Source organism: Caulobacter sp. FV1ye6ST, from assembly GCF_058681225.1.
In genome coordinates this window covers 3,029,652-3,049,618 of record NZ_CM178733.1, presented here as the reverse complement: position 1 = coordinate 3,049,618, position 19,967 = coordinate 3,029,652, and the positions used below count along the sequence as shown (strand labels likewise).

Below are 19,967 nucleotides of genomic sequence, written 5' to 3'. Positions count from 1 at the left end.
CAGCGACGCTGCGGAGGATCGCCTCTCGTTCGACACTCGAGGCGCTCTGGTGGCGCGGACACCGGTAAGCGGCGCGTCATAGGCAAAGCTTGTCGAGGCCCGCCAAATTCTTGCGGGGTCGCGCGCGGCAACTTGTCGTCTCGGGCGCACGCACCTATCCCGTGACGGGAAACTCCCGCAGACCCCTGAGCGCGGCGTGGCCACGCCATTGGAGATGTCTTGGCTCGAGACCTGGCGCTAGATGAGCAGAGCCGATTTGTCCTCTGCGACGACGCCAGCGCGGTGGGTTCGTCGCGGCTCTATATCGATCCCATCGACTGGATCACGACCAGCCGCCTTTCCGAGATTCCCGATGCAATAGGCCGAATGCGCACAGCGCTGGCGAAGGGGCAGCGCCTGGCAGGCTATCTCAGCTATGAGGCCGGTCTCGCGTTCGAACCTCTGGCGCTCAAATGCGAGGCGACTGGCCTGGTGCAGAATTCGACACCTCTGCTCTCTTTCGGGGTGTTCGAAGACTGGGTCGAGCCGCCGCCGCTGCGCCAGCGCGCGAAGGCATTTCTAGGCCAGCCCGTTCCGGCTATCGATTTTGAGACCTACGAGAGCCGGGTCAAGCAGGTCCTCGACTATATCCAGGCGGGCCATATCTATCAGGCCAATCTCACGTTCCCGACGACAGCGTCCATGACCGGCGCGCCGCTTGATCTCTATTGTGGGTTGCGCGCGCGGCAACTGGCGGCCTGGGGAGGTATCGTTCGGACAGAAGACCACTGGCTGATGTCCTGGTCGCCCGAACTGTTCTTTCAATTGAGGAATGGCCAAGTCACGGCCCGGCCGATGAAGGGCACCGCCCGTCGGCAACCAGACCCCGTGGCGGATGGAGAAGCGAGATTGCTTCTGGCCAAAGATCCTAAAGAGCGCGCCGAAAACCTGATGATCGTCGACTTGCTGCGGAATGATCTTTCGCGAGTCTGCCGGCCGGGTACGGTCGTCACGCCAAGGCTTTTTGAGATCGAAACCTATCCCACCGTCCATCAAATGACGTCGACGGTCGAGGGGCGACTGACGCTGGGGCTCGGCGTCATCGACCTTTTGACCACGATCTTTCCCTGCGGCTCAATCACCGGCGCCCCTAAGATCCGGGCCATGCAGATCATCGCAGAGCTCGAGAATGGCGCGAGAGGACCCTATACGGGCTCGATGGGCTTCATCGATCCGAACGGCGATGCGACTTTCAACGTCATGATCCGCACAGCCGAGCACCGGGAAGGCGCGGGCTCTGTGCGGCTCTGCGTCGGCTCGGGCATCGTCGCGGACTCTGTGCCGGACGCCGAGTGGCGGGAGTGCCACGACAAGCTGCGGTTTGCGTGGTCCTAGCGGACTGGGCTCGAGGCCGTCAGCTAGGTGTCGTCGGCGCTATCCAGAAAGCGTGTGATCGCGCCGACCTGATCTTGGAGCATGTCACGGCGTTGCAGCAGGCGGCTCTTGAGGTCGGGCCGAAAATTTCCGGCATGCAGGAAATCGGCGATCTCGGAGATGGTGAGTCCCATCGCCTTGAACTCGACAATCTGCTGAAGGCGTCGTTTGGCGGTCTGGTCGAGGATACGCTGGTTCTTGTTGCCACGATGGCATTCGATGAGGCCCATTTCCTCATAAATCCGGATCGCCCGCATCGTGAGGCCGAGGCGTTCACTAACGTCCCTGATCGACGAGGCATTGAGATTGTCTGCGTCATGCGAGCCGGCGGTGGACGACTGAACAGCAGAGGGCATGAGATCGATGTCGCTTTGTGGTCGATGCAATGTTCTGATCGAGAGGGCCATGGCGCCACCGTGAAAGTGTTTGGGATAGTGGCTTGACGGACGCCATCCCGCTCTAGCGAGGCTGAACGGTAGACCTTGACCCTCACCGCCAAATACTTGGCAAGCCGGCGAGTTGGGCTGGTCAAGGCGCGGTTCGAAGCCAGGATGCGGGGCAACAAACCGAAAAGGACCTGGCGCATGTTGTCGATGTTAAAGCGCTCCGCCCGTGTCCTCTGGGAGCGGATACTCGACAACTGCGCCAACTTGCCTGGTCAGATCCGCCTTTATCCGATCGGCTATGACGCCTACTGGGCGCTAATTCCGGAAAATCCGGAGGTGGCGGAACGGGGGGCGACGCAGGAGCTTGGCGTTGGGCCGGGCCAGAGCGTAGCGCCCTCCGAAAGGCCCACCACACTGATTGCTGTCGTCCAGAGTGGTGGTCCCGGCGAGGCGGCCTCAGGCCGGATAGAGCTGGCGATTGCGAGCGTAGAGACGGACTAGGCCAAGCAGCGTGTCGATGTTTGGCGTCTGCACCCCCAACTTGGCGGCAATCTCGCGTGGCGCGCCCACCAGCTGATCGATCTCAAGCGGGCGACCAGCTTCCGCGTCCTGGAGCATCGATGTCTTGAAGGCGCCCAATTGCCGGGTGACGCCGTTGCGGTCAGCGCCGCGCTCGTTGATAGGACAGCCTATCCGGGCGCCGATGTCCTGGGCCTCGGCCATCACGCGCAGAATGAAACCGTTGACCAGCTCATCGTCCAGGATCTTGTCGGCCGTCGCGCCGGTGAACGCCGAGATCGGGTTCATCGTCATGTTGCCCCAGAGCTTGTACCAGATGTCGAACTTGATCCGCGGACTAGCCTCGACCTCGAAGCCGGCATCACGAAAGGCTTCGGCCAGACTCTGCAAGCGCGGGGTGGTAGCGCCCGCCGGTTCGCCGAGGATCAGGCGGTTCCCAGCCCTGTGTACGATGCGGCCGGCGCCCGCGGTCGCAACCGAGGCATGCACCACGCACCCGATAACTTGGTCGTAGGGGAGGGCGGCCGCGATTGCGCCGTCGGGATCAACCGACGTCAGTTGCGTTTCACTGAGCTCTCCGGCTCCGCCCAAAACAAACCACCACGGCACGCCGTTCATGGCGGGAACGATCAGGGTATCTGGACCGATCATCGGCCTTAGAGACGGCGCCACTGCCGCCAACGCCGGTCCCTTCAGGGCGATGACCAAAACGTCCTGAACGCCGAGAATGGCGGGGTTGTCCGAAGCGGCTACATCGGCCTGAAGCTGCGCGCCATTGAGCTCAAGCGTCCACGGGCCCGCAAGGGCTTCCAGAGTGGCCCCGCGGGCAAGGACGCTCACCTCGTGGCCGGCCCTGGCCAGCCTGACGCCAAGCCAGCCGCCAATCGCTCCGGCGCCCACGATCCCGATACGCATAGGATTCTCCAACAATCTAATAGCCGCCGCTGGAAGTCGCGGCTGCAACGGCCTGGCGCGCTCCGGCGGCCTTGGCGAGTTCGGTAGCGTTTCGCGAGAGCAAGCCGACATCGGTGCCCACGGCGATGAAACGACAACCCAGTTCGGCACACCGAGCCGCGTAGGCCAGGTCGGGCGCCAGAATGCCCGGCGCCTTGCCACTGGCGACGATCCGGACAATGGCGTCCTCGATCGTGGCAATCATTTCAGGATGGGTCGCCCGTCCGCGAAAGCCCAGGGCCGCAGAGAGATCCGCCGGCCCCACGAACAGGCCATCGACCCCATCCACCGCCGCAATCGCCTCAATGTTCTCTAAGCCTAAGCGGCTCTCGATCTGAACCAGGAGACAGATCTCATTGTCGGCGCGATCCAGATAGCGATCAATGCGGTTCCAACGCGCCGCGCGCGCAAGCCCCACGCCTATGCCCCGCACGCCGGCGGGCGGATAGCGCACAGCACGCACCAAGGCCCGGGCCTGTTCGGCGGTCTCGACAAACGGCACCAGGAGGGTCTGGAAGCCGATATCGAGGTACTGCTTGATCAGGGCCGTCTCACCGACGGGCAAACGCGCGACAGGGTGGACCGGGTAAGGGGCCACCGCCTGCAGCTGGGCCAGCAACCCCGGTACAGTGTTGGGCGCGTGCTCACCGTCGAACAGGAGCCAATCAAAGCCCGCTCCAGCGCATATTTCGGCGGGGTAGGCGTAGGCGAGGGCTTGCCACAGCCCGATCAGCGGCTTGCTTGCGGCCTCCTGCACGGCGCTCTTGAAGCCATTGGCCAGTTCGAAGGGCGAGCTCATTTGAACCGGATCGCGATCGAGCCAAGCGGACCATAGTCTGCATGGAACGTATCGCCCGCAGCGATGGGAACCGGGGCAGTGAACGACCCCCCCAAGATGATCTCTCCGGCCGAAAGTTTCACGCCGTAGGGCGCCAGCTTGTTGGCGAGCCAAACAGCGCCGTTGGCGGGATGATTGAGCACCGCCGCCGCGACTCCCGACTCCTCGATGACCCCGTTCTTGTAGAGCAGGGCTGAGACCCAACGCAGATCAAGGGTGTCAACGCGCACGGGTCGGCCGCCCAGAACGATCGCTGCGTTGGCGGCGTTGTCAGAGATCGTGTCGAGCACCTTGCGGGTGGTTTTGGTTTCGGGATCGATCCGCTGAATGCGGGCGTCAATGATTTCCAGAGCCGGCACCACATAGTCGATGGCGTCCAGAACTTGGAAAATCGTGACATTCGGGCCCTCCAGATCCTTCTTCAGGACAAAGGCCAACTCGACTTCGACACGCGGCTCGATGAAGCGCTCGAAAGGCGCGTCTTGGCCATCGGCAAGCAACATATCGTCCAGCAGCGTGCCGTAGTCCGGCTCGGTTATGTTGCCTGCGCGTTGCATCGCACGGCTGGTCAGACCGATCTTGTGGCCGATCATCGCGCGGCCGCCGGCGATCTTGGCGTCGGCCCAATGCTGCTGGATCGCGTAGGCGTCGTCGATCGTCATTTCGGGATAGGCCAGAGAGAATTGGCCGATCTGGCGACGTTCGCGCTCGGCGACATCGAGGCGACCGGCAAGGTCGGCGATGATGGCTTTGTCTAGCGGCATGGCGACCTCAACCGGCGTTCAGATAGGTAGTCTTGATGGTGGTATAGAACTCGGCCGCGTAGGCGCCTTGCTCGCGAGCGCCATAACTAGAGGCTTTTCGGCCACCGAACGGGACGTGATAGTCGACGCCAGCCGTTGGCAGATTGACCATCACCATGCCGGCAGCGGCGTTTCGTCGGAAATCCGAGGCGTACTTGAGGGACGAGGTGCAGATGCCGGCCGCAAGACCGAACTCCACGTCGTTGGCCACGTGTAGGGCCTCATCGTAATCACGGACCCGGATAACCGAGGCCACCGGTCCAAAGACTTCTTCCTGATTGATCCGCATCGCCGAGGTCGTCTCGGTAAACAGCGCCGGCGTCAGGTAGTGGCCCATGGTTTCGCGCCCGGGCCGGCTACCGCCTTCGACCAGTCGAGCGCCTTCCGACGTGGCGATGTCGATGTAGCTCATGTCCGTCGCCAACTGACGCGCGTCGACGACAGGCCCGATCGTGGTGGAAGCCGCGCGAGCATCGCCCACGACGAGCTCGCGCATCGCATCGCGCAAGGCCGCCACAAAGCGATCGTGCACGCCCTCCTGCACGACTAGGCGTGAGGATGCGGTGCATCTCTGCCCCGTGGCGAAGAATGCTCCGTCAAGCGCGCAGCGGACCGCCGTATCCAGATCGGCGTCGTCCAGCACGACGAGCGGGTTTTTGCCGCCCATTTCCAGTTGGACCCTGGCGCGTCTCGGAGCCGCTGCCGCCAGAATGGCGGCGCCCACGCCCGTCGAGCCGGTGAAGCTGATCGCATCGACGCCCGGCCCGTTCAGAGTATCGCCGAGCTCGGAACCAAGGCCCATGATCAGATTGAATGCGCCGGCGGGCGCGCCCGCGCGATGGATCATGTCCGCCAACGCCCAGCCGCAGGCCGAGGTCAGTTCTGCGGGCTTGAACACCACGGCGTTTCCAAACGCCAGCGCCGGCGCTATCTTCCAAGCTGGTATCGCGATCGGAAAATTCCAGGGGGTTACGATGCTGACCACGCCGACCGGCTCTCGCGTCACATCGACCTCAACGCGATCACGAATAGACGGGAGCTTCTCTCCCTTGAGCCGCACCGCCTCGCCGGCGAAAAAGCCAAAAATCTGGCCCGCCCGCGTCACCTCGCCGAGGGCCTCGCGACGGGTTTTCCCTTCTTCGCGCGCCAGGAGATCGGCCAACTCGTCGCGCCGTGCGAAGATCTCGCGGCTGACCTTATCAAGCAGTTCGGCGCGCGCCTGAGCCGTCGTTCGCCCCCAGTGGGGCGCTGCCAAACGGGCGGCGTCAACAGCCTGCTTGGCTTGGTCTCGGCTCGCCCGATCGTAAAGGCCGACGATGTCGTTGGTGTCGGACGGGTTGATATTGGGATGCGGCGTGCCGGCGACCCAGGCCCCGCCGATCAGATTGTGGTGGTCTGTCATGCCAGAAGCTTTCCGGGGTTCATCAGGCCGGTCGGATCGAGCGCGGACTTGATCGCCCGCAACAGGCCTAGCTCGACCGGAGATTTGTATTTCGCCGCCTCATCGCGGCGCAGAACACCAAGGCCGTGCTCGGCCGAGATCGAACCCCCAAGGGCTGCGACCCGATCATGGACGACGCGATTGAGGTCCGATTGCAGGGCGTAGAAGGCATCCTGGTCGCTGTCGGCGACCGGTGAAAAATTGTAGTGCAGATTGCCGTCGCCAAGGTGACCAAAAGTGACAAAGCGCACGTGCGGCCAGGTCGCGCGGATTTCCGCGTCGGCGCCCGCGATGAACTCGGCGAGGCATGAAAGGGGCAGGGCGATGTCGTGTTTGATCGTCTTGCCGAGCGAGCCTTGCGCCTCGGCGATGTTCTCGCGAAGCCCCCAAAATGCTCGGCTTTGCGCCAGAGAGTTTGCGATCGCGCCGTCGACAACCGTGCCTTCGGCAAAGAGCTGCTCCAGCAGCGTCTCGAGGCTTGATCGAGCCTGATCTTCGGAATGAAGATCGGTGAATTCGATGAGCGCGTACCAAGGCGTCCGAGTTTCGACGGGGCGGCGGGCGTCGACAAAGTGGCCCGTCACCAGATCGAGACAGCCGTCCGAGAATAGCTCAAAAGCCGTCACCGCGGTGTCGAACCGGGCTCGAGCGGCCCCGAAGACCTTCAGCGCAGCCTCTACCGACTCCAAGCCTACAATGGCGGCCACACGGGCGGCGGGCTGCGGGAAAAGCTTCAGCACCGCACCGGTGATGATCCCGAGCGTGCCTTCTGATCCGATGAAAAGGTCTCGCAGATCGTATCCGGTGTTGTCCTTGCGCAGACCTCGCAGCCCGTCCCAGATTTCGCCCCTGGCGGTCACCACCTCAACGCCCAGACAGAGCTCGCGCATGTTGCCGTAGCGCAAGACGCCGGTGCCTCCGGCGTTGGTCGCCAGGTTGCCGCCGATCGTGCAAGATCCTTCGGCGGCTAGGCTCAGCGGGAAAAGGCGTGCGGCCGCATCCGCCGCTTCTTGCACGACCTGCAGAATGCAACCCGCATCGACGGTCATGGTGTTGTTGACCGGATCGATCGCGCGGATCTTGTTGAGGCGGGCCAGCGACAAGACAATCGCCGATCCAGAAGCGTCAGGCGTCGCGCCGCCAGACAGTCCGGTATTTCCCCCCTGCGGGACGATCGGCACTTTGCGCGCTGCGCACCATCGTACGACTTCGGCGACGTCTTCTGTCGTCGAGGGCTGAACGACGGCGAGCGCGCGTCCCGACCAAATCGCGCGCCAATCGGTCAGGAACGGTGCGACCTCGTCGGGTGTGGTGAGAATCCGCCCGGTAATCCGACCGGCGAGATCATCCAGAGCCAGGGCGCCCATGATCAGTCTCGAGCAGCGGCGCGGTAGTTGGTCTTGAAGTCTTCGCGCACCCGCTCGTCGAAGCCCAGGGCGACGCGTCTCACCTCTGGCGTATCCATGGGCGGATGCCCGATATCCGCCGCGCGCGGCGCTTCGCCACGCACCACGGTGTTTTTCAGGCGGCCCAGGTTGGTGATCTCAACCTCGATCGTGTCGCCAGGGTCGATGGAACGAGAGTGGGCCGGGGTTCCGGTGCAGATGATGTCGCCCGGCAGCAGCGTGATATATCGCGCGATGTCGGCGATCATGTAGTCGGGACCCCAGACCATCTCGTCGCCGATCTTGGCTTCCTGAACGAGGAGGCCATTGCGGTAGGTGCGCAGGGTTTCCTTTCGCGGATCCACGCCCGTGACCACGCCCGGACCAATCGGGCAATATCCGTCCATGCCCTTGACCCGAAGCATCGAACCTTGGTCGGTGTCGCGGAAGTCTTGGGCGCCCATGTCGAGCACGGGCGCGAAGCCGGCGATGCAGTCCCAAGCCTCGTCCGGCGTAACGTTGCGGGTCACCTTGCCGATAATCGCCGCGAACTCGCCTTCGTAGTTCAGATATTGCACCCCTTGGGGCTTTACCAATTGACCATTGTGCCCGTTGAGGGCCGTCGACGGCTTGGTGAAATAGGTCGGCGTTTCAGTCGGCTTGGGGTTGTTGCGCGTTTCCACGCCGCGCGACGAGTAGCTGAGGTGCACCGCAATGATCTTGCTAGGCTGAATGGCGAGCGGCGGGAGGTGAACCAAGTTGGTCGGATCGACGGTCCGGCCGTCGTCGAGCCGGAGCGCATTGGCTTCGAGCATCATGCCCCAATAGGCGCTCCCATCGACGATGACACGGCGACGCTCGATACGGGGACCGTCCAGAACGCTCATTATGCAACCTCGTTGATCGTGGATTTCGACACGTCGAACCACATGTGGATATTGCCCGTGCCCCGGGCGTTTTCGTATTCGGAAAGGGGTTCGCCCGGCGCCCGGCACGCCGCGCCGCCGAGGGCTCCGACCATCTGCAGGTAGTGGCCTCCCAGGCCCTCCCAGGGGATCTTTCGATACTCGTCTGGGAAGCGCTGCAGGATGAGGTCGTGGCGGCCCTGTTTGAAGATCTCAATGGCCTCCAGGTCGCTGCGATAGTTCTCCTCGCTCGACAGGTTGTCGGGATGAAAGATCCGGGGGTTTTTCTGCTTGAAGTCGATGTCGGTGAACTTGTGGCTCAGCGCGCCGCTGGCCAGGAGCACTACTCGGCTATCGGACCGGCGAATGGCTTCGCCGATAATCTCGCCGCTTTCCAGGAAGTTGTGACTGCCGCAATTTTGGCAATTGCTGACCGTCATGACCCGTTCGCGAGCCTTGAGCTTCTTGACGACGTTGATGGTCGCGTAGTGACGCGGGAGCGTCGGTTCGTCGATCGCTTTGAGCGCCACGCCGCGCTCGGTGGCCACCGTCTCGCAAAGACGCGCTAGGTCGGGCGCCCCGCGATAGTCGTAGGTCTGGCCGTAGAGATACCAAGGCATCTCGTCGGAAATGTAGCTGCCACTATAGCCCTCGCCGGCGTCGACGAGATGAAAGCCGGTGGTGAACCAGTGGGTGTCGAAGATGACCAGGACGTCCGGCGCCAAGGCGTCGATCTTTTCGCGCAGCCGCGCATAGCCGGCGATCAGATCGGAATCTCGCCCGGCGCCGACGTTCTTTCGAAAATCGTCATCCTGCATCAATCCGGGGTGATGTGAGACAATGGCCGCGCCAACGATCTTGCCCATGTCGTGTTCTCCTCGTCAGGGTCAGCGGTGGCTGAAGCTGGCTTTGAAAGGTTGCTTGGGCAGGACGACGTCCTTAATGTTGCTGAAGAACTCGAAGCTCCAATCGCCACCTTCGCGGCCAATGCCAGAGTTCTTGCAGCCGCCGAACGGCGCGGCGAGATCGCGGATCCCAAAGCTGTTGATCCAGATAAAGCCGGTGTGGATTTGCAGGGCGAGCGCCTCGGCGTGGCCTAGCTCGCCATAGCAAACACCTCCCAACCCGTAGTTGACGTCATTGGCCATGGCGACGAGCCCGGCATCGTTCTCGAAGGTCTGCAGCGTCAGGACGGGACCAAACACCTCCTCCTGGACAATCTCGGCGTCCTGCGCGACGTCGGTCAGCATGGTGGGCTTGTAGTAGAGCGCGCCGAACGGGGCGGACTCGCCGCCCCAGAGGACGGTCGCGCCGGCCGCCTTGGCCCGTTCGACATAGCCCTTGATACGCTCGACCTGACGCGGGTGAATGATCGGGCCGACCTCGGTGGCTTCGTCCCTCGGATCACCGACGACGAGCTTTTCGACGACAGCGCCCATTTTCTTCACGAAGGTATCGCGGACCGCCTGGTGGACCAGGAAACGCGTCCCGGCCAAGCAAACTTGAGTGGCGTTCCGGTACATCAACGCCCCGGTCGCCGCAGCCGCATCCAGGTCGGCGTCCTCAAGGACGATAAATGGAGACTTGCCGCCCAGTTCCAGACTGCACGGGGTCAGGTTGGCTGCAGCGGCTTGAGCGATGACCCTGGCGGTCGCCACCGAACCGGTGAAAGAGATACGGGCCACGCGAGGATCGGCGACCAACGGCGCACCGGCTTCGAGACCCGTGCCTTGCACGACGTTGAACACCCCAGCGGGTAGGCCGGCGGCGTCGGCGGCGTCCGCCAAGATCGAGCACGTCAGCGGCGCCCATTCAGGCGGCTTCACAATCACGGTATTGCCCGACGCCAGCGCGGGCCCAACCTTCCAGGTGGACAACATCAGCGGCGCGTTCCACGGCGTGATGATCACGCAAACGCCGGCCGGATCGTGGCGGATCTTGTGGGTCGCCTGAGCGGTCTCGATGACCTTATCCTGTAAGGTCAAAGCGGCTTCGGCGAACCAAGTGATGTTGAGCATCGACCGCGGAATGATGCCATGGCGCATCCGTGAGAGCAGAACGCCCGCATCGTTGGATTCAGCTTGGCACAGGAGGTCGGCGCGCTTTCCGATCTCATTGGCGAAACGCTGCAGATAGGGCAGGCGACCCTCAGCGCCGAGCGCCGCCCACCTCGGGAAAGCTACGCTCGCCGCCGTGACGGCGGCGTCGGCTTCGGCCGCGCCGCCCCGGGCGATCTGGCCCAAGTCGCGCTGGTCGATCGGCGAGAAGATCGCCAAGTGTTCGGTCGAGCTTACGCGCTCGCCATTGATGTAATGCAGCGCTGAAATCGAGCCCGCGTCGAGTTGGATCATATCGCTCATGGGTCACTCCCTGAGCGATGCCTAGACCGGGATCTTTACGATAATAAGCGATAGATCATGGTCAATTGATCAAGGTTTGTGTATAATTGTTCGATGAGCGCCTCTCGGTTCACGCCGCGACAGATTGACGTCTTCATCGCAGCGGCCCAGCTGAACAACTTCACGCAAGCCGCCGCGCGGCTGAATCTCACGCCGTCCGCGGTCAGCAACCTGATCACCGAGCTCGAGCGCGCCTTGGGGTTTTCCGTGTTCGAGCGCACGACCCGGAAAGTCGTGCTGACTCGTGACGGTCGCGAATTCCTCCCATCGGCCATCGCGGTCCAAAGACAGTTGCGTATCGCCGCACAGGCGGCCAACGATGTTCGCAATCGCTCCGTGGAGGTCGTCAACGTCGCGGCGCCGATCTCGGTGGCCGCCGTGGTGCTCCCCCGCATCATCGCCAATCACCGGCAATCCCATCCGCGCGCCAATATCCGCATCGTCGACACCGGCGTCGAGTGGCTTGCCGACCGTGTAGCGACAGGCGAGGCGGACATCGCCTTGGGACCCGATAGGGTGGTTGGTCCAGATGTGGAGCGCGAAGCTCTTTTTCCGAGCCCCTGGGTGATGTGGTGCGCGCCCGACCATAGGCTGGCGCAATTCCAGTCCGTGCGCTGGAGTGATCTGAATGGAGAAGAGTTCTACGCGGCTGGGCGCGACCATGAGCACAGCGTCTATCCGCGGCTGCTCGACCATCCGGACGCCGCAACCGTCACACCGGTTCAAATCGTCGACAATGTCACGACCGCCTTAGGCATTGTCTCGGCGGGCTTGGGCATCACCTGCACGCCGGCTTACGTACGTGGCCTGGCGGAGGCCTTTGATCTGGTGATGCGCCCTCTGATCGAACCTGAAATCGTTCGCTACATGTCGCTCTATACGTCTAGTCGACGCGATCCGTCGCAAGCCTGCGCCAGCTTCATTCAGGCGGTTCGCGAGACCTTAGTCGGCTAAGCTCGTCACGATCTCAGGTCTGGCGGAGCTGTAGCGTCAGACTAGAACTTGGCGCTCGAAGGCAAGCTCTTGGCCCGGCGCGGTGGCAACTCCATCGCTAAGGAAGCGTCGCTTCGCGCGATGCGAAGACGCGCTTCTCATAGGGCAGGCGGGCGTCTCATGACCGATGTCTCCGCCGCACCCCAGACGTCATTCCGCCGTGGATCGTCCACGCGCGGGCATTCGTGGGCTGCGCCTCGTCGGCGGAGCTTGTCGCGTCCAGACCGCGCCGCCGGTCTGGCGACGAGGAGACCATTCCGTGCAACCGCCTTTCATCCTGACGCTGTCCTGCCTTGACCATCCCGGCATCATTGCCGCGGTGTCGAGTTCTCTCACGGCGCAAGGCGCCAATATCTTGGAGGCTCAGCAGTTTGGCGACACGCTGACGGGCAGGTTCTTCATGCGAGTTGAATTCGTCCTGGTGGGCGAGGCGACCATCGAACCCCTCGAAGCGGCTTTCGAAGCGGTCGCTCGGCAGCATGGCTTGGAGTGGTCCTTGCGCTCCAGCGCCACGCGCAAGCGCGTGATCTTGCTCGCCTCGAAGTTCGATCACTGCCTGGCCGATCTGATGTACCGCTGGAAAACGGGTGAGCTGGCCATGGAGCCTGTCGGGATCGTCTCCAACCACCCGCGCGAGACCTATGCGCACCTCGACTTCGCGGGCGTCCCTTTCCACCACGTGCCGATGGTCAAGGGCCAAAAGGCCGAGCAGGAAGCAACGATTCGCGGCCTGATCGAGGAGAGCGGCGCCGAACTCGTGGTTCTGGCTCGCTACATGCAGATCCTCTCCGATGAATTCGCCGGCTATCTGTCTGGCCGCTGCATCAACATCCACCATTCCTTCCTGCCCGGTTTCAAGGGCGCCAAGCCCTACCACCAAGCTCATGCGCGAGGCGTCAAGCTGATCGGGGCCACGGCGCACTTTGTCACCGCCGATCTGGACGAGGGGCCGATCATCGAGCAAGACGTCGAGCGCGTCAGCCACGCTGACACCCCCGATGTCCTGGTACGCAAGGGGCGCGACACCGAGCGCCGGGTGCTCTCGCGCGCTGTACGCGCTTTCCTCGAGGGGCGGGTGCTCATGAACGGCGCGACCACCGTCGTCTTTCCGGCGTAGCGGGTGTGGTGATCAAGCTATTCGTCCGCGAACTGACCCTTCAAGCTCAAATCGGAGCCAATCCAGAAGAGCAGGGCCTCACTCAGCCCCTCATTCTGGATGCGGAAATCACCGTTCGGGCGCCGGTGAATGATCGCCTAGAGCAGACCGTGGACTACAGGATCGTCGGCGACTACGCGATGCAAGTCGCCCAGGCCGGACACATCGTACTGATTGAAACCTTCGCCTTACGCCTGGCGGCCCTGCTTCTCGGGCACGAAGGGGTTTTGAGCGTCGATCTGCATATGCGCAAGCCCGGCGCCCTGGCGCCGGCCGTTGCGGGTATTCGCGTACGCCTAGGAGAATCCTATGACGGCTAAGATCATTGACGGAAAGCGCCTGGCGGCGGTGATCCGCGAGGAGTGTGCGAGGCGGGTGGCCAAACTGGAGTCAGACCACGACGTGACGCCCGGCCTGGCGGTCATCCTGGTGGGAGAGGATCCAGCTTCGGCTGTCTATGTCGCCAACAAGGTGCGGGCCTGTGAAGCGGCCGGCGTGCGGTCCATCAGCCACCGTCTTCCGGCGACGATCACCAACGCCGAACTCCTCGGTCGCATCGTCGAACTCAACGCAGATCCGACCGTCAATGGGATCCTGGTCCAGTTGCCGCTGCCGCCGCACATCGACATGGCGCAGGTCTTGGAAACGATCTCCGTCGACAAGGATGTCGATGGCTTCCATCTCTATAATGTTGGCGGCCTCGTGACCGGCCAGACGATCTTCTCGCCTTGCACGCCCTTCGGCGTGGTGCGGTTGCTCGAGAGCGAAGGCATCCCCATCGAAGGGCAGAACGTCGTCGTTGTTGGCGCCAGTAATATTGTTGGCAAGCCCATGGCGCTGATGTTGATGGCGCGCGACGCCACCGTCGCGATCTGCCACGCCAAAACCAGGGACTTGGCTCAGTTCACCATCCTCGCCGACATCTTGGTGGTCGCCGCCGGCCGCCCAAATCTGATCTTGCCGCAAATGGTCAAGACCGGAGCTGTGGTGATTGACGTCGGCATCAATCGCCTTCCGGACGGTCGCATCACCGGTGACGTCGATTTTGCGGGGGTTCGGGAGAAGGCGGCCTTCATCACCCCGGTGCCAGGTGGCGTGGGACCTATGACCGTGACCATGCTGTTGGAAAATACGATCGCTTCGGCCGAGCGGGCCGTCGTGCGCAGAGCTGTCGGCTTCTGAGCTGGCAATGAGCCAGGCCGATCATCTTGCTCGGCCTGGCTCAGGATGTAGATCACGAAAGACCTAGGCGACTTGGCCCTCCTGCGCGCCCGGTCCAGCTTGCCCAGACTTATCCAGCGCGCGAGGCAACCAACCTACGATCAGCGCGCAAGCCGCCATCGGGACCAGCAACGCGCCCAGCAGGACTGCCGGCGCGGCCCCGGCCGCCATGGCCCAAGCCAGCGCCATGGGGCCCAAGACCGAACCCACTCGGCCAACCCCGCTGCTCCAGCCCACACCCGTGGCCCGTAGCGCCGCAGGATAGAACTGAGCCGTGAGAGCTCCGAGCATCATTTGTCCGCCGAAGGCGCCAAGCCCGACGCCTAGAATGAGAATGACCCATAGCGCGGCGGGCGCAGCGCCCCATAGGAACAGCGCCAGCGAGGCTGTCGCCAGGCCGTAGGCGACCTGTAACGCCCTGAAGGCATGGCCGCGATCGGCGAGCCATCCCAGAACCAGGCCGCCCACGATCCCCCCTAGCGCAAGAAGACCCGCCGCCTTTTGAGCTCCCGCACGCTCCCATCCGGAGGCGACAAGCAGTGTGGGGAGCCAACTGATCAGCGTGTAGTTCACACAAAGGTTCAGAGCCGACATCATCCAGATCAGCACGGTGCGCAGCCGCAAAGCAGGGGTCAGAAGGCCTAGCGGGCCGGGCGGGGTGGCCGTCGACGGATCGGCTGGCTTTTCCTCTGGCAGCGCCATCCAGATCAAGGCCATGGCGATCAACGGAAGAATGGCTCCCACCGCGAAAATCCCACGCCAACCGAATGCAAGCTCCAGACGCGGAGCGACAAGACTGGCCGCGAGCGCGCCGAGCGCGGTCGCGACAACAAGCGCGGTAACCGTCGCAGTTCGGCGGGCGATCGGCGCATGTTCGCTCGCCAATGCAATCGCTACGGGCACGATGGCCCCTAGACCAAGCCCCGCGAAAAACCGCGTCACCGCCAAGATTGCAAGACCCTGAGCGCCTGCGGAAACGAAGGTGGACACGCCAACGAGCGCGAGCATCCCGACCAAGACATTGCGACGTCCTAGTCGGTCTGCAAGCGGAGCCAAGCCTAGGGCTCCGATGGTCATTCCGACGAGGGTAAACGACAGGGCGGGGCCAAGCGCCGCAGGCGCCTGACCCCAGTCCTGGGCGATCGACGGCGCCGCCAAGCCGAGGGCCTGAACGTCGTAACCATCGAGGAACGCCGCTAACGCACCAAGCGCAACGACCCGATTGGAAGACGAACTCATTGCGCCGTTACGCCACCATCAACCGGCAGCGCCACACCGGTCATGAACGAGGATTCGTCCGAGGCCAGGAACAGCACGGTGCTGGCCATTTCCTGAGCCTGAGCCCAACGACCGATCGGGTGGCTGGCGGCGACGATTTTGCGAGCGTCCTCATTGACCAGCCAATCGGCCAACATCGGCGTTTCGGTCGCGGCCGGGCAGATCGCGTTCACACGGATGCCCTGGCTGGCGCATTCCAAGGCTGCGGTTTTAGTCAGGCCCACCACACCGTGCTTGGCGGCGATATAGGCGCCGACACCCGGCGTTGCGATCAGGCCGCCCACGGACGAGGTGTTGATGATCGCCCCCCCGCCGGAAGCGAGCATGGCCGGGATCTCGTGCTTGAGACAGAAAAACATCCCCTTCAGACAGATGTTGTTGACCCGGTCCCACTGCGCTTCGGTGGTCTCGACCAAGGGGGTGTGGATGATATGGACACCCGCGTTGTTGAACGCGACGTTCAGTCCTCCATGCCGAGCTACAGCCTCGCCAACGGACGCTTTAACTTGGTCTTCAGAGGTGATGTCGGTCGGCAGAGGGAGGATTTCGAGGCCCTCGGCCGCCGCCGCGGCGACAAGTTCGTCCAGCCGCGGTCCCGCCAAATCCAGAGCCGCGACTCGTGCGCCCTCACGGGCGAACGCCAAGACTGCTGCTTGGCCAATGCCGCCGGCGGCGCCGGTGACCAGGACTGACTTTCCCGTAAAACGCGCGGTCATAAGTATATCCTCACTGTGAGCCGCCCTAGCGACTTTGGGTGGTTACGAAATTTGAGATGGCGGCCAGCCATGGGCCGTTTGCTTCAAGCGTCAGTTGACTCTGGCGGCGCGCATCGCGGCAAACTGAACGACTTGCTCGCCTACCGTGGTCAGCTGCTGACGCACGGCGAGGTCAACGCAATCGTCATCCACGAAGAGGCCGCTGGCTGTGCGCACCGCCGCGCCAAGGGGCGTGGGCCAACCCCGCAGGGCGTGGGTGATGGTGCGCAACATGTTGAGGGCTCCCACCGCCGCCTGCCATCCATAGGCAGTCGTGATCAGGCCCACCGGCACGCCGTCGAGATAGACCCGAGCGTCCTTTGCCGTGTCTTCGAAAAAGTCGATCCCGTTCTTGAGCAGGCCAGAGACGGCGCCGTGGTACCCCGGACTGGCAAGGATGACGCCGTCGGCTTGACGCAGAAGATTGATCAAGCGCGCGCCCTCTTCGGACGTCGCCGCTGCGGCAGATCCATAGTGGGGCAAGGCCAGAAGATCTGCCCCGTCGAAGAGATCGACATGTGCGCCTGCGCTATGGGCGGCGGCCAAGGCCACACGCAGCGCGTTCTCGGTCGACGAGCTTGGATTGCTCGCGCCGCCTATCCCGAGAATCCGTATCGCGCCGTCCCGGGCGAGGCTGCCGACGCAGGTTGGAAAAGACATGTTCACGACAGCCCCCTGGCGGCGGCGTCAATGCCGGCCCATTCGGCCGCGCCCAGCGCACCGGCGAGAAAGCCATAGCCTGCGCTGTTTTCTGGAAGGCTGGTCTCACCGCTTTGGATGCGACCCAGCGCGTCGCGATAAGCGGTCGCGGCTGAGACCAAAAGAGCGGCGGGATGCAGGATCATGCCAAACCCGCAAGCCTTGGCCTCCTCGACGGTCGGGGACACCCATGGGCCTCCCTCGACAACAATGGCCACCAGAGGGATGTTCACCGCCGCGCGGAGCGCGCGCATTGCGTCAATATCGGACAGGCCCGTGACGAGCGCTGCATCCGCGCCGATCGCCTCGAATCGTCGGGCGCGATCGATCGCCTCCTGTGGAGATACCGCATAACTGGCGTCCGTCCGGGCGATGATCATCATGTCCGCGCCGCGCCGCGCCGCCAGGGCTGCCCGCAACTTCGCCTCCATTTCCTGCATGGAGATGACGGCGGGAGGCTGGCCCATCACCGGCGGAAAGTGGAGATCCTCGATCGCCAGAGCCGCCACGCCCATGTTCTCGAACGTCGATACGGTGCGTGTCACCGCCTTGACGTCGCCGAATCCGTTTTCGCCGTCCATGACGACGGGCGCGGATGACGCCGCGAGAATCTTGCCGACAGCGTCGCGATACTCGCCAAAGCTCTGCAGACCTATGTCCGGCAGACCTAGCTGAGTGGCCGCGACCGCGGCGCCGCCGATGCTGACCGCGCTGAAGCCGGCGTTGACGGCGATGCGCGCACTCAGCGCGTCATGTACGCCGGGCAAGACCAGCGGCTGATCCGAGTGAAGAAGGGGGCGAATGGAGGCCATGCTATTTTCCTTAAGCGCCAGCAACCAGGCCAAGCGCGCCGGCGCGGTAGTCACGCGGTGTCTGGCCAAATTCCGCGCGGAAGACCCGGCTGAAGTGCGCCGCGTCATTGAACCCTCGACTGAAGGCGATTTCGGTGATGCTGCGCTCGCGTAGAGCGCAATTCGATAGATCGGCGGCGCAACGGTCCAACCGCGTCTGTCGGATCCACCGACCAAGGCTGACGCCAGCGTTCTGGAAAAAACGATGGAGCTGGCGTTCGGACAAACCGTGACGCTTGGCCAAGGTTTGGGGGGTGAGATCGGTGTCGCCCAGGTTGGCGAGAATATAGTCCTGAATAGCGCGAACGACGCTGGGGACGTAAGCGCCGCGGCTGTCATGAGAAGCCTCGTCGGCGGACGCCATTAAGCTCAAGACCGCATCGCGCACCGCAGCCTCCTGGGTGGTGGAGGTCGGTAGCATCTGCTCGAACGCGGACCGAACCAGCGCGCCGAGGAGCTCAGCGCAGCTACGCGAGAAGAGGCCAAGTGATCGAGCGCTCCAGCCGGGGAGCCGCAGATCGAGCAGATCAGATGGCAGGCGCAGGAAGATTTGCAGCGATCGCGATGGGTGGGCGATCTCAAATCTCTGGCTCGGATCCAACAGGACCATGTCGCCAGGATTGAGCCGAAGACGCGCGCCACGTTGTTCCAGCTCGGTGGCGCCGCTCAGCTGCAGGATGAGATAGCCATCGCTCGGACCGATGACCGCCGGAGAAGTCCGTTTGATAGGGGATCTCGCGGTCGCTCGCACGGCCGGGAAGGGGCCGACCAGCCGGCGGTCGACCGATGCGTCGTCAAGACCAAAGAGACACGCCTCAACGGTGCCGGCCTTGGCGGCAACACGAAAATTTTCGATGGACGTGACGCGCCCAAAGGCGTCCGACCCTGTCCAGGTGGGGAGAGATGGATAGTCTCCGAAGCGCTTAACTTGACTGACGGCGGCTCGCTGCATTGCCCTCATCCTCGCCTCTTGGGTCGGCCTGACGGCAGGCGAAAGAAAGCGATGCGTCGCGAGGGTTGCTCGCCGCTTGTTTCCTCCCGCAGGTGCATCAGATGCGACCCGTTTTTATGGACCGTGGACCGATCTCGCTTGGTGAGAAAAGGTTATGTTAGCACTGCTAACTGCGCAACTGATTTTTTGATCCTCATCAAGCCGCCGGCGGTTTTCGTCAGGTGATGACCTTGATAAATCGCGCCTTTGGCTGGCCATTTCGCGCAGGGCCAGTTGCGATGGATGGGTCAAATGCCTAGCCTGAAGGGGGAAAAGGATCGGAAATTCGCATGGCTCTGACTGTCGACTCGATCGTTCGAGCTGCCCTCGACCTGGTGAACGCCGAGGGCCTTGATAACCTCTCGACGCGGCGGCTAGCGGCCGTGCTCGGCGTCCAGGGGCCAGCGCTCTACCGGCACTTTTCGAGCATGCAGGTGCTGCTGGGTGAGATGTCCGCGACGATGTTGTCGGAGGGGCTTCAAGCCATGACGCCGACGGATGACTGGGCCTATTGGCTCGAGCAATTTGGCCATTGCTACAGGCAGTCGCTGCTGCGGTATCGCGACGGCGCGCGCATGTTGTCGTCTTCGGCGCCGACCGAACGCATGCGCCGGGAAATCGTCCCAGGCATCTATGCGCCGCTTCTGCGCGCGGGGTTCACCCAGCGCGAGGCCTTCCATGCGGAGGGTCTCATCGCCTCATTCGTTCTCGGGTGGGTCATTCACGAGCAAAACGACTCCATGCGCGCGATCATCGAGGTCGACGCCGGTGACACCAGCTCGGCGGTCTTTGACGATCACATGGCCAGCCTGATCATCAGTCTGCGGGTCCGCTTCGCACGCGACGAGGCCTCTCCACGCGCGGTTACCTGTGAGCAGCCTAAGCCGGCCTATTCGTCATAGAAAAACGCCCGGCGCTCTTGTGGAGCACCGGGCAAAGGTACCGGGGAGGTATAGGGGTGTTCAATCGAACGGGGTGGC

The 19,967-nt window shown here is 63.3% G+C and carries 21 protein-coding genes; 7 read left to right on the top strand and 14 right to left on the bottom strand.

All coding sequences use genetic code 11. The features are described from left to right. Nucleotides 1-219: 219 nt before the first annotated feature. Entirely contained in the window at nucleotides 220-1,374 is a 1,155-nt protein-coding gene (pabB, locus tag ACW175_RS14745; RefSeq protein WP_492100799.1) for an aminodeoxychorismate synthase component I, read from the top strand. 23 nt (nucleotides 1,375-1,397) lie between these two features. Here pabB and ACW175_RS14740 read toward each other — a convergent pair whose 3' ends face one another. Continuing rightward, complete coding sequence (locus ACW175_RS14740; RefSeq protein ID WP_492100798.1) at nucleotides 1,398-1,820, bottom strand: MerR family transcriptional regulator; 423 nt, start codon at nucleotides 1,818-1,820, stop codon at nucleotides 1,398-1,400. 75 nt (nucleotides 1,821-1,895) lie between these two features. Between ACW175_RS14740 and ACW175_RS14735 the strand changes: the two genes are divergently transcribed. Then, nucleotides 1,896-2,300, top strand: coding sequence for a hypothetical protein (locus tag ACW175_RS14735; RefSeq protein WP_492100797.1), 405 nt, complete (start codon nucleotides 1,896-1,898; stop codon nucleotides 2,298-2,300). On the opposite strand, the gene ACW175_RS14730 is transcribed toward ACW175_RS14735, so the two are convergent. The 8 genes from ACW175_RS14730 to ACW175_RS14695 are packed head-to-tail and all read right to left on the bottom strand — an operon-like array spanning nucleotide 2,256 to nucleotide 11,004. Further along, nucleotides 2,256-3,233 carry a 2-dehydropantoate 2-reductase gene (locus tag ACW175_RS14730; RefSeq protein WP_492100796.1) on the bottom strand — a complete coding sequence of 326 codons (978 nt, stop codon included), beginning with the start codon at nucleotides 3,231-3,233 and terminating at the stop codon, nucleotides 2,256-2,258. The genes ACW175_RS14735 and ACW175_RS14730 overlap by 45 nt on opposite strands. A 16-nt stretch (nucleotides 3,234-3,249) precedes the next feature. Next, a complete protein-coding gene (locus tag ACW175_RS14725; protein ID WP_492100795.1) occupies nucleotides 3,250-4,071 on the bottom strand; it encodes an aldolase/citrate lyase family protein in 822 nt (273 codons plus the stop codon). Further along, on the bottom strand, nucleotides 4,068-4,874 hold the full coding sequence (gene hpaH, locus ACW175_RS14720) for a 2-oxo-hept-4-ene-1,7-dioate hydratase (RefSeq protein WP_492100794.1): 807 nt from the start codon (nucleotides 4,872-4,874) through the stop codon (nucleotides 4,068-4,070). The genes ACW175_RS14725 and hpaH overlap by 4 nt, the downstream gene beginning before the upstream one ends. Nucleotides 4,875-4,881: 7 nt before the next feature. Then, nucleotides 4,882-6,315 carry an aldehyde dehydrogenase family protein gene (locus ACW175_RS14715; RefSeq protein WP_492100793.1) on the bottom strand — a complete coding sequence of 478 codons (1,434 nt, stop codon included), beginning with the start codon at nucleotides 6,313-6,315 and terminating at the stop codon, nucleotides 4,882-4,884. Beyond that, the gene (locus ACW175_RS14710; protein ID WP_492100792.1) at nucleotides 6,312-7,721 is read right to left on the bottom strand and encodes an FAD-binding oxidoreductase; all 1,410 of its coding nucleotides are present in this window, start codon (nucleotides 7,719-7,721) and stop codon (nucleotides 6,312-6,314) included. Before ACW175_RS14710 ends, ACW175_RS14715 begins: the two co-directional genes overlap by 4 nt. A 2-nt stretch (nucleotides 7,722-7,723) precedes the next feature. Next, nucleotides 7,724-8,626 (bottom strand): fumarylacetoacetate hydrolase family protein, encoded by a 903-nt coding sequence (locus ACW175_RS14705; protein ID WP_492100791.1) that lies wholly within the window; start codon nucleotides 8,624-8,626, stop codon nucleotides 7,724-7,726. Further along, nucleotides 8,626-9,510, bottom strand: coding sequence for a DODA-type extradiol aromatic ring-opening family dioxygenase (locus tag ACW175_RS14700; protein ID WP_492100790.1), 885 nt, complete (start codon nucleotides 9,508-9,510; stop codon nucleotides 8,626-8,628). The genes ACW175_RS14705 and ACW175_RS14700 overlap by 1 nt, the downstream gene beginning before the upstream one ends. 21 nt (nucleotides 9,511-9,531) lie before the next feature. Beyond that, the gene (locus ACW175_RS14695) at nucleotides 9,532-11,004 is read right to left on the bottom strand and encodes an aldehyde dehydrogenase family protein (protein WP_492100789.1); all 1,473 of its coding nucleotides are present in this window, start codon (nucleotides 11,002-11,004) and stop codon (nucleotides 9,532-9,534) included. A 93-nt stretch (nucleotides 11,005-11,097) separates the two neighbouring features. On the opposite strand from ACW175_RS14695, the gene ACW175_RS14690 reads away from it, so the two are divergent. The 4 genes from ACW175_RS14690 (at nucleotide 11,098) to folD (ending at nucleotide 14,374) form a co-directional block, all read left to right on the top strand. After that, nucleotides 11,098-11,997, top strand: a complete 900-nt coding sequence (locus ACW175_RS14690) for a LysR family transcriptional regulator (RefSeq protein WP_492100788.1) — start codon at nucleotides 11,098-11,100, stop codon at nucleotides 11,995-11,997. Nucleotides 11,998-12,163: 166 nt separating this feature from the next. Further along, nucleotides 12,164-13,153 carry a formyltetrahydrofolate deformylase gene (gene purU, locus ACW175_RS14685; protein WP_492100787.1) on the top strand — a complete coding sequence of 330 codons (990 nt, stop codon included), beginning with the start codon at nucleotides 12,164-12,166 and terminating at the stop codon, nucleotides 13,151-13,153. 8 nt (nucleotides 13,154-13,161) lie between these two features. Next, complete coding sequence (locus tag ACW175_RS14680; protein WP_492100786.1) at nucleotides 13,162-13,512, top strand: dihydroneopterin aldolase; 351 nt, start codon at nucleotides 13,162-13,164, stop codon at nucleotides 13,510-13,512. Next, nucleotides 13,502-14,374 (top strand): bifunctional methylenetetrahydrofolate dehydrogenase/methenyltetrahydrofolate cyclohydrolase FolD, encoded by an 873-nt coding sequence (gene folD, locus ACW175_RS14675; RefSeq protein WP_492100785.1) that lies wholly within the window; start codon nucleotides 13,502-13,504, stop codon nucleotides 14,372-14,374. The genes ACW175_RS14680 and folD overlap by 11 nt, the downstream gene beginning before the upstream one ends. A gap of 63 nt (nucleotides 14,375-14,437) precedes the next feature. Here folD and ACW175_RS14670 read toward each other — a convergent pair whose 3' ends face one another. The 5 genes from ACW175_RS14670 to ACW175_RS14650 form a co-directional block, all read right to left on the bottom strand. Continuing rightward, entirely contained in the window at nucleotides 14,438-15,652 is a 1,215-nt protein-coding gene (locus ACW175_RS14670; protein ID WP_492100784.1) for an MFS transporter, read from the bottom strand. Continuing rightward, nucleotides 15,649-16,407 carry an SDR family NAD(P)-dependent oxidoreductase gene (locus ACW175_RS14665; protein ID WP_492100783.1) on the bottom strand — a complete coding sequence of 253 codons (759 nt, stop codon included), beginning with the start codon at nucleotides 16,405-16,407 and terminating at the stop codon, nucleotides 15,649-15,651. The genes ACW175_RS14670 and ACW175_RS14665 overlap by 4 nt, the downstream gene beginning before the upstream one ends. Before the next feature lie 90 nt (nucleotides 16,408-16,497). After that, entirely contained in the window at nucleotides 16,498-17,106 is a 609-nt protein-coding gene (locus ACW175_RS14660; RefSeq protein ID WP_492104971.1) for an NADPH-dependent FMN reductase, read from the bottom strand. A 2-nt stretch (nucleotides 17,107-17,108) separates the two neighbouring features. Then, nucleotides 17,109-17,957, bottom strand: a complete 849-nt coding sequence (locus ACW175_RS14655; protein ID WP_492100782.1) for an isocitrate lyase/PEP mutase family protein — start codon at nucleotides 17,955-17,957, stop codon at nucleotides 17,109-17,111. 10 nt (nucleotides 17,958-17,967) lie between these two features. Then, entirely contained in the window at nucleotides 17,968-18,948 is a 981-nt protein-coding gene (locus ACW175_RS14650; protein WP_492100781.1) for a helix-turn-helix domain-containing protein, read from the bottom strand. A gap of 329 nt (nucleotides 18,949-19,277) precedes the next feature. Between ACW175_RS14650 and ACW175_RS14645 the strand changes: the two genes are divergently transcribed. Further along, a complete protein-coding gene (locus tag ACW175_RS14645) occupies nucleotides 19,278-19,889 on the top strand; it encodes a TetR/AcrR family transcriptional regulator C-terminal domain-containing protein (protein ID WP_492100780.1) in 612 nt (203 codons plus the stop codon). Nucleotides 19,890-19,967: the final 78 nt, after the last annotated feature.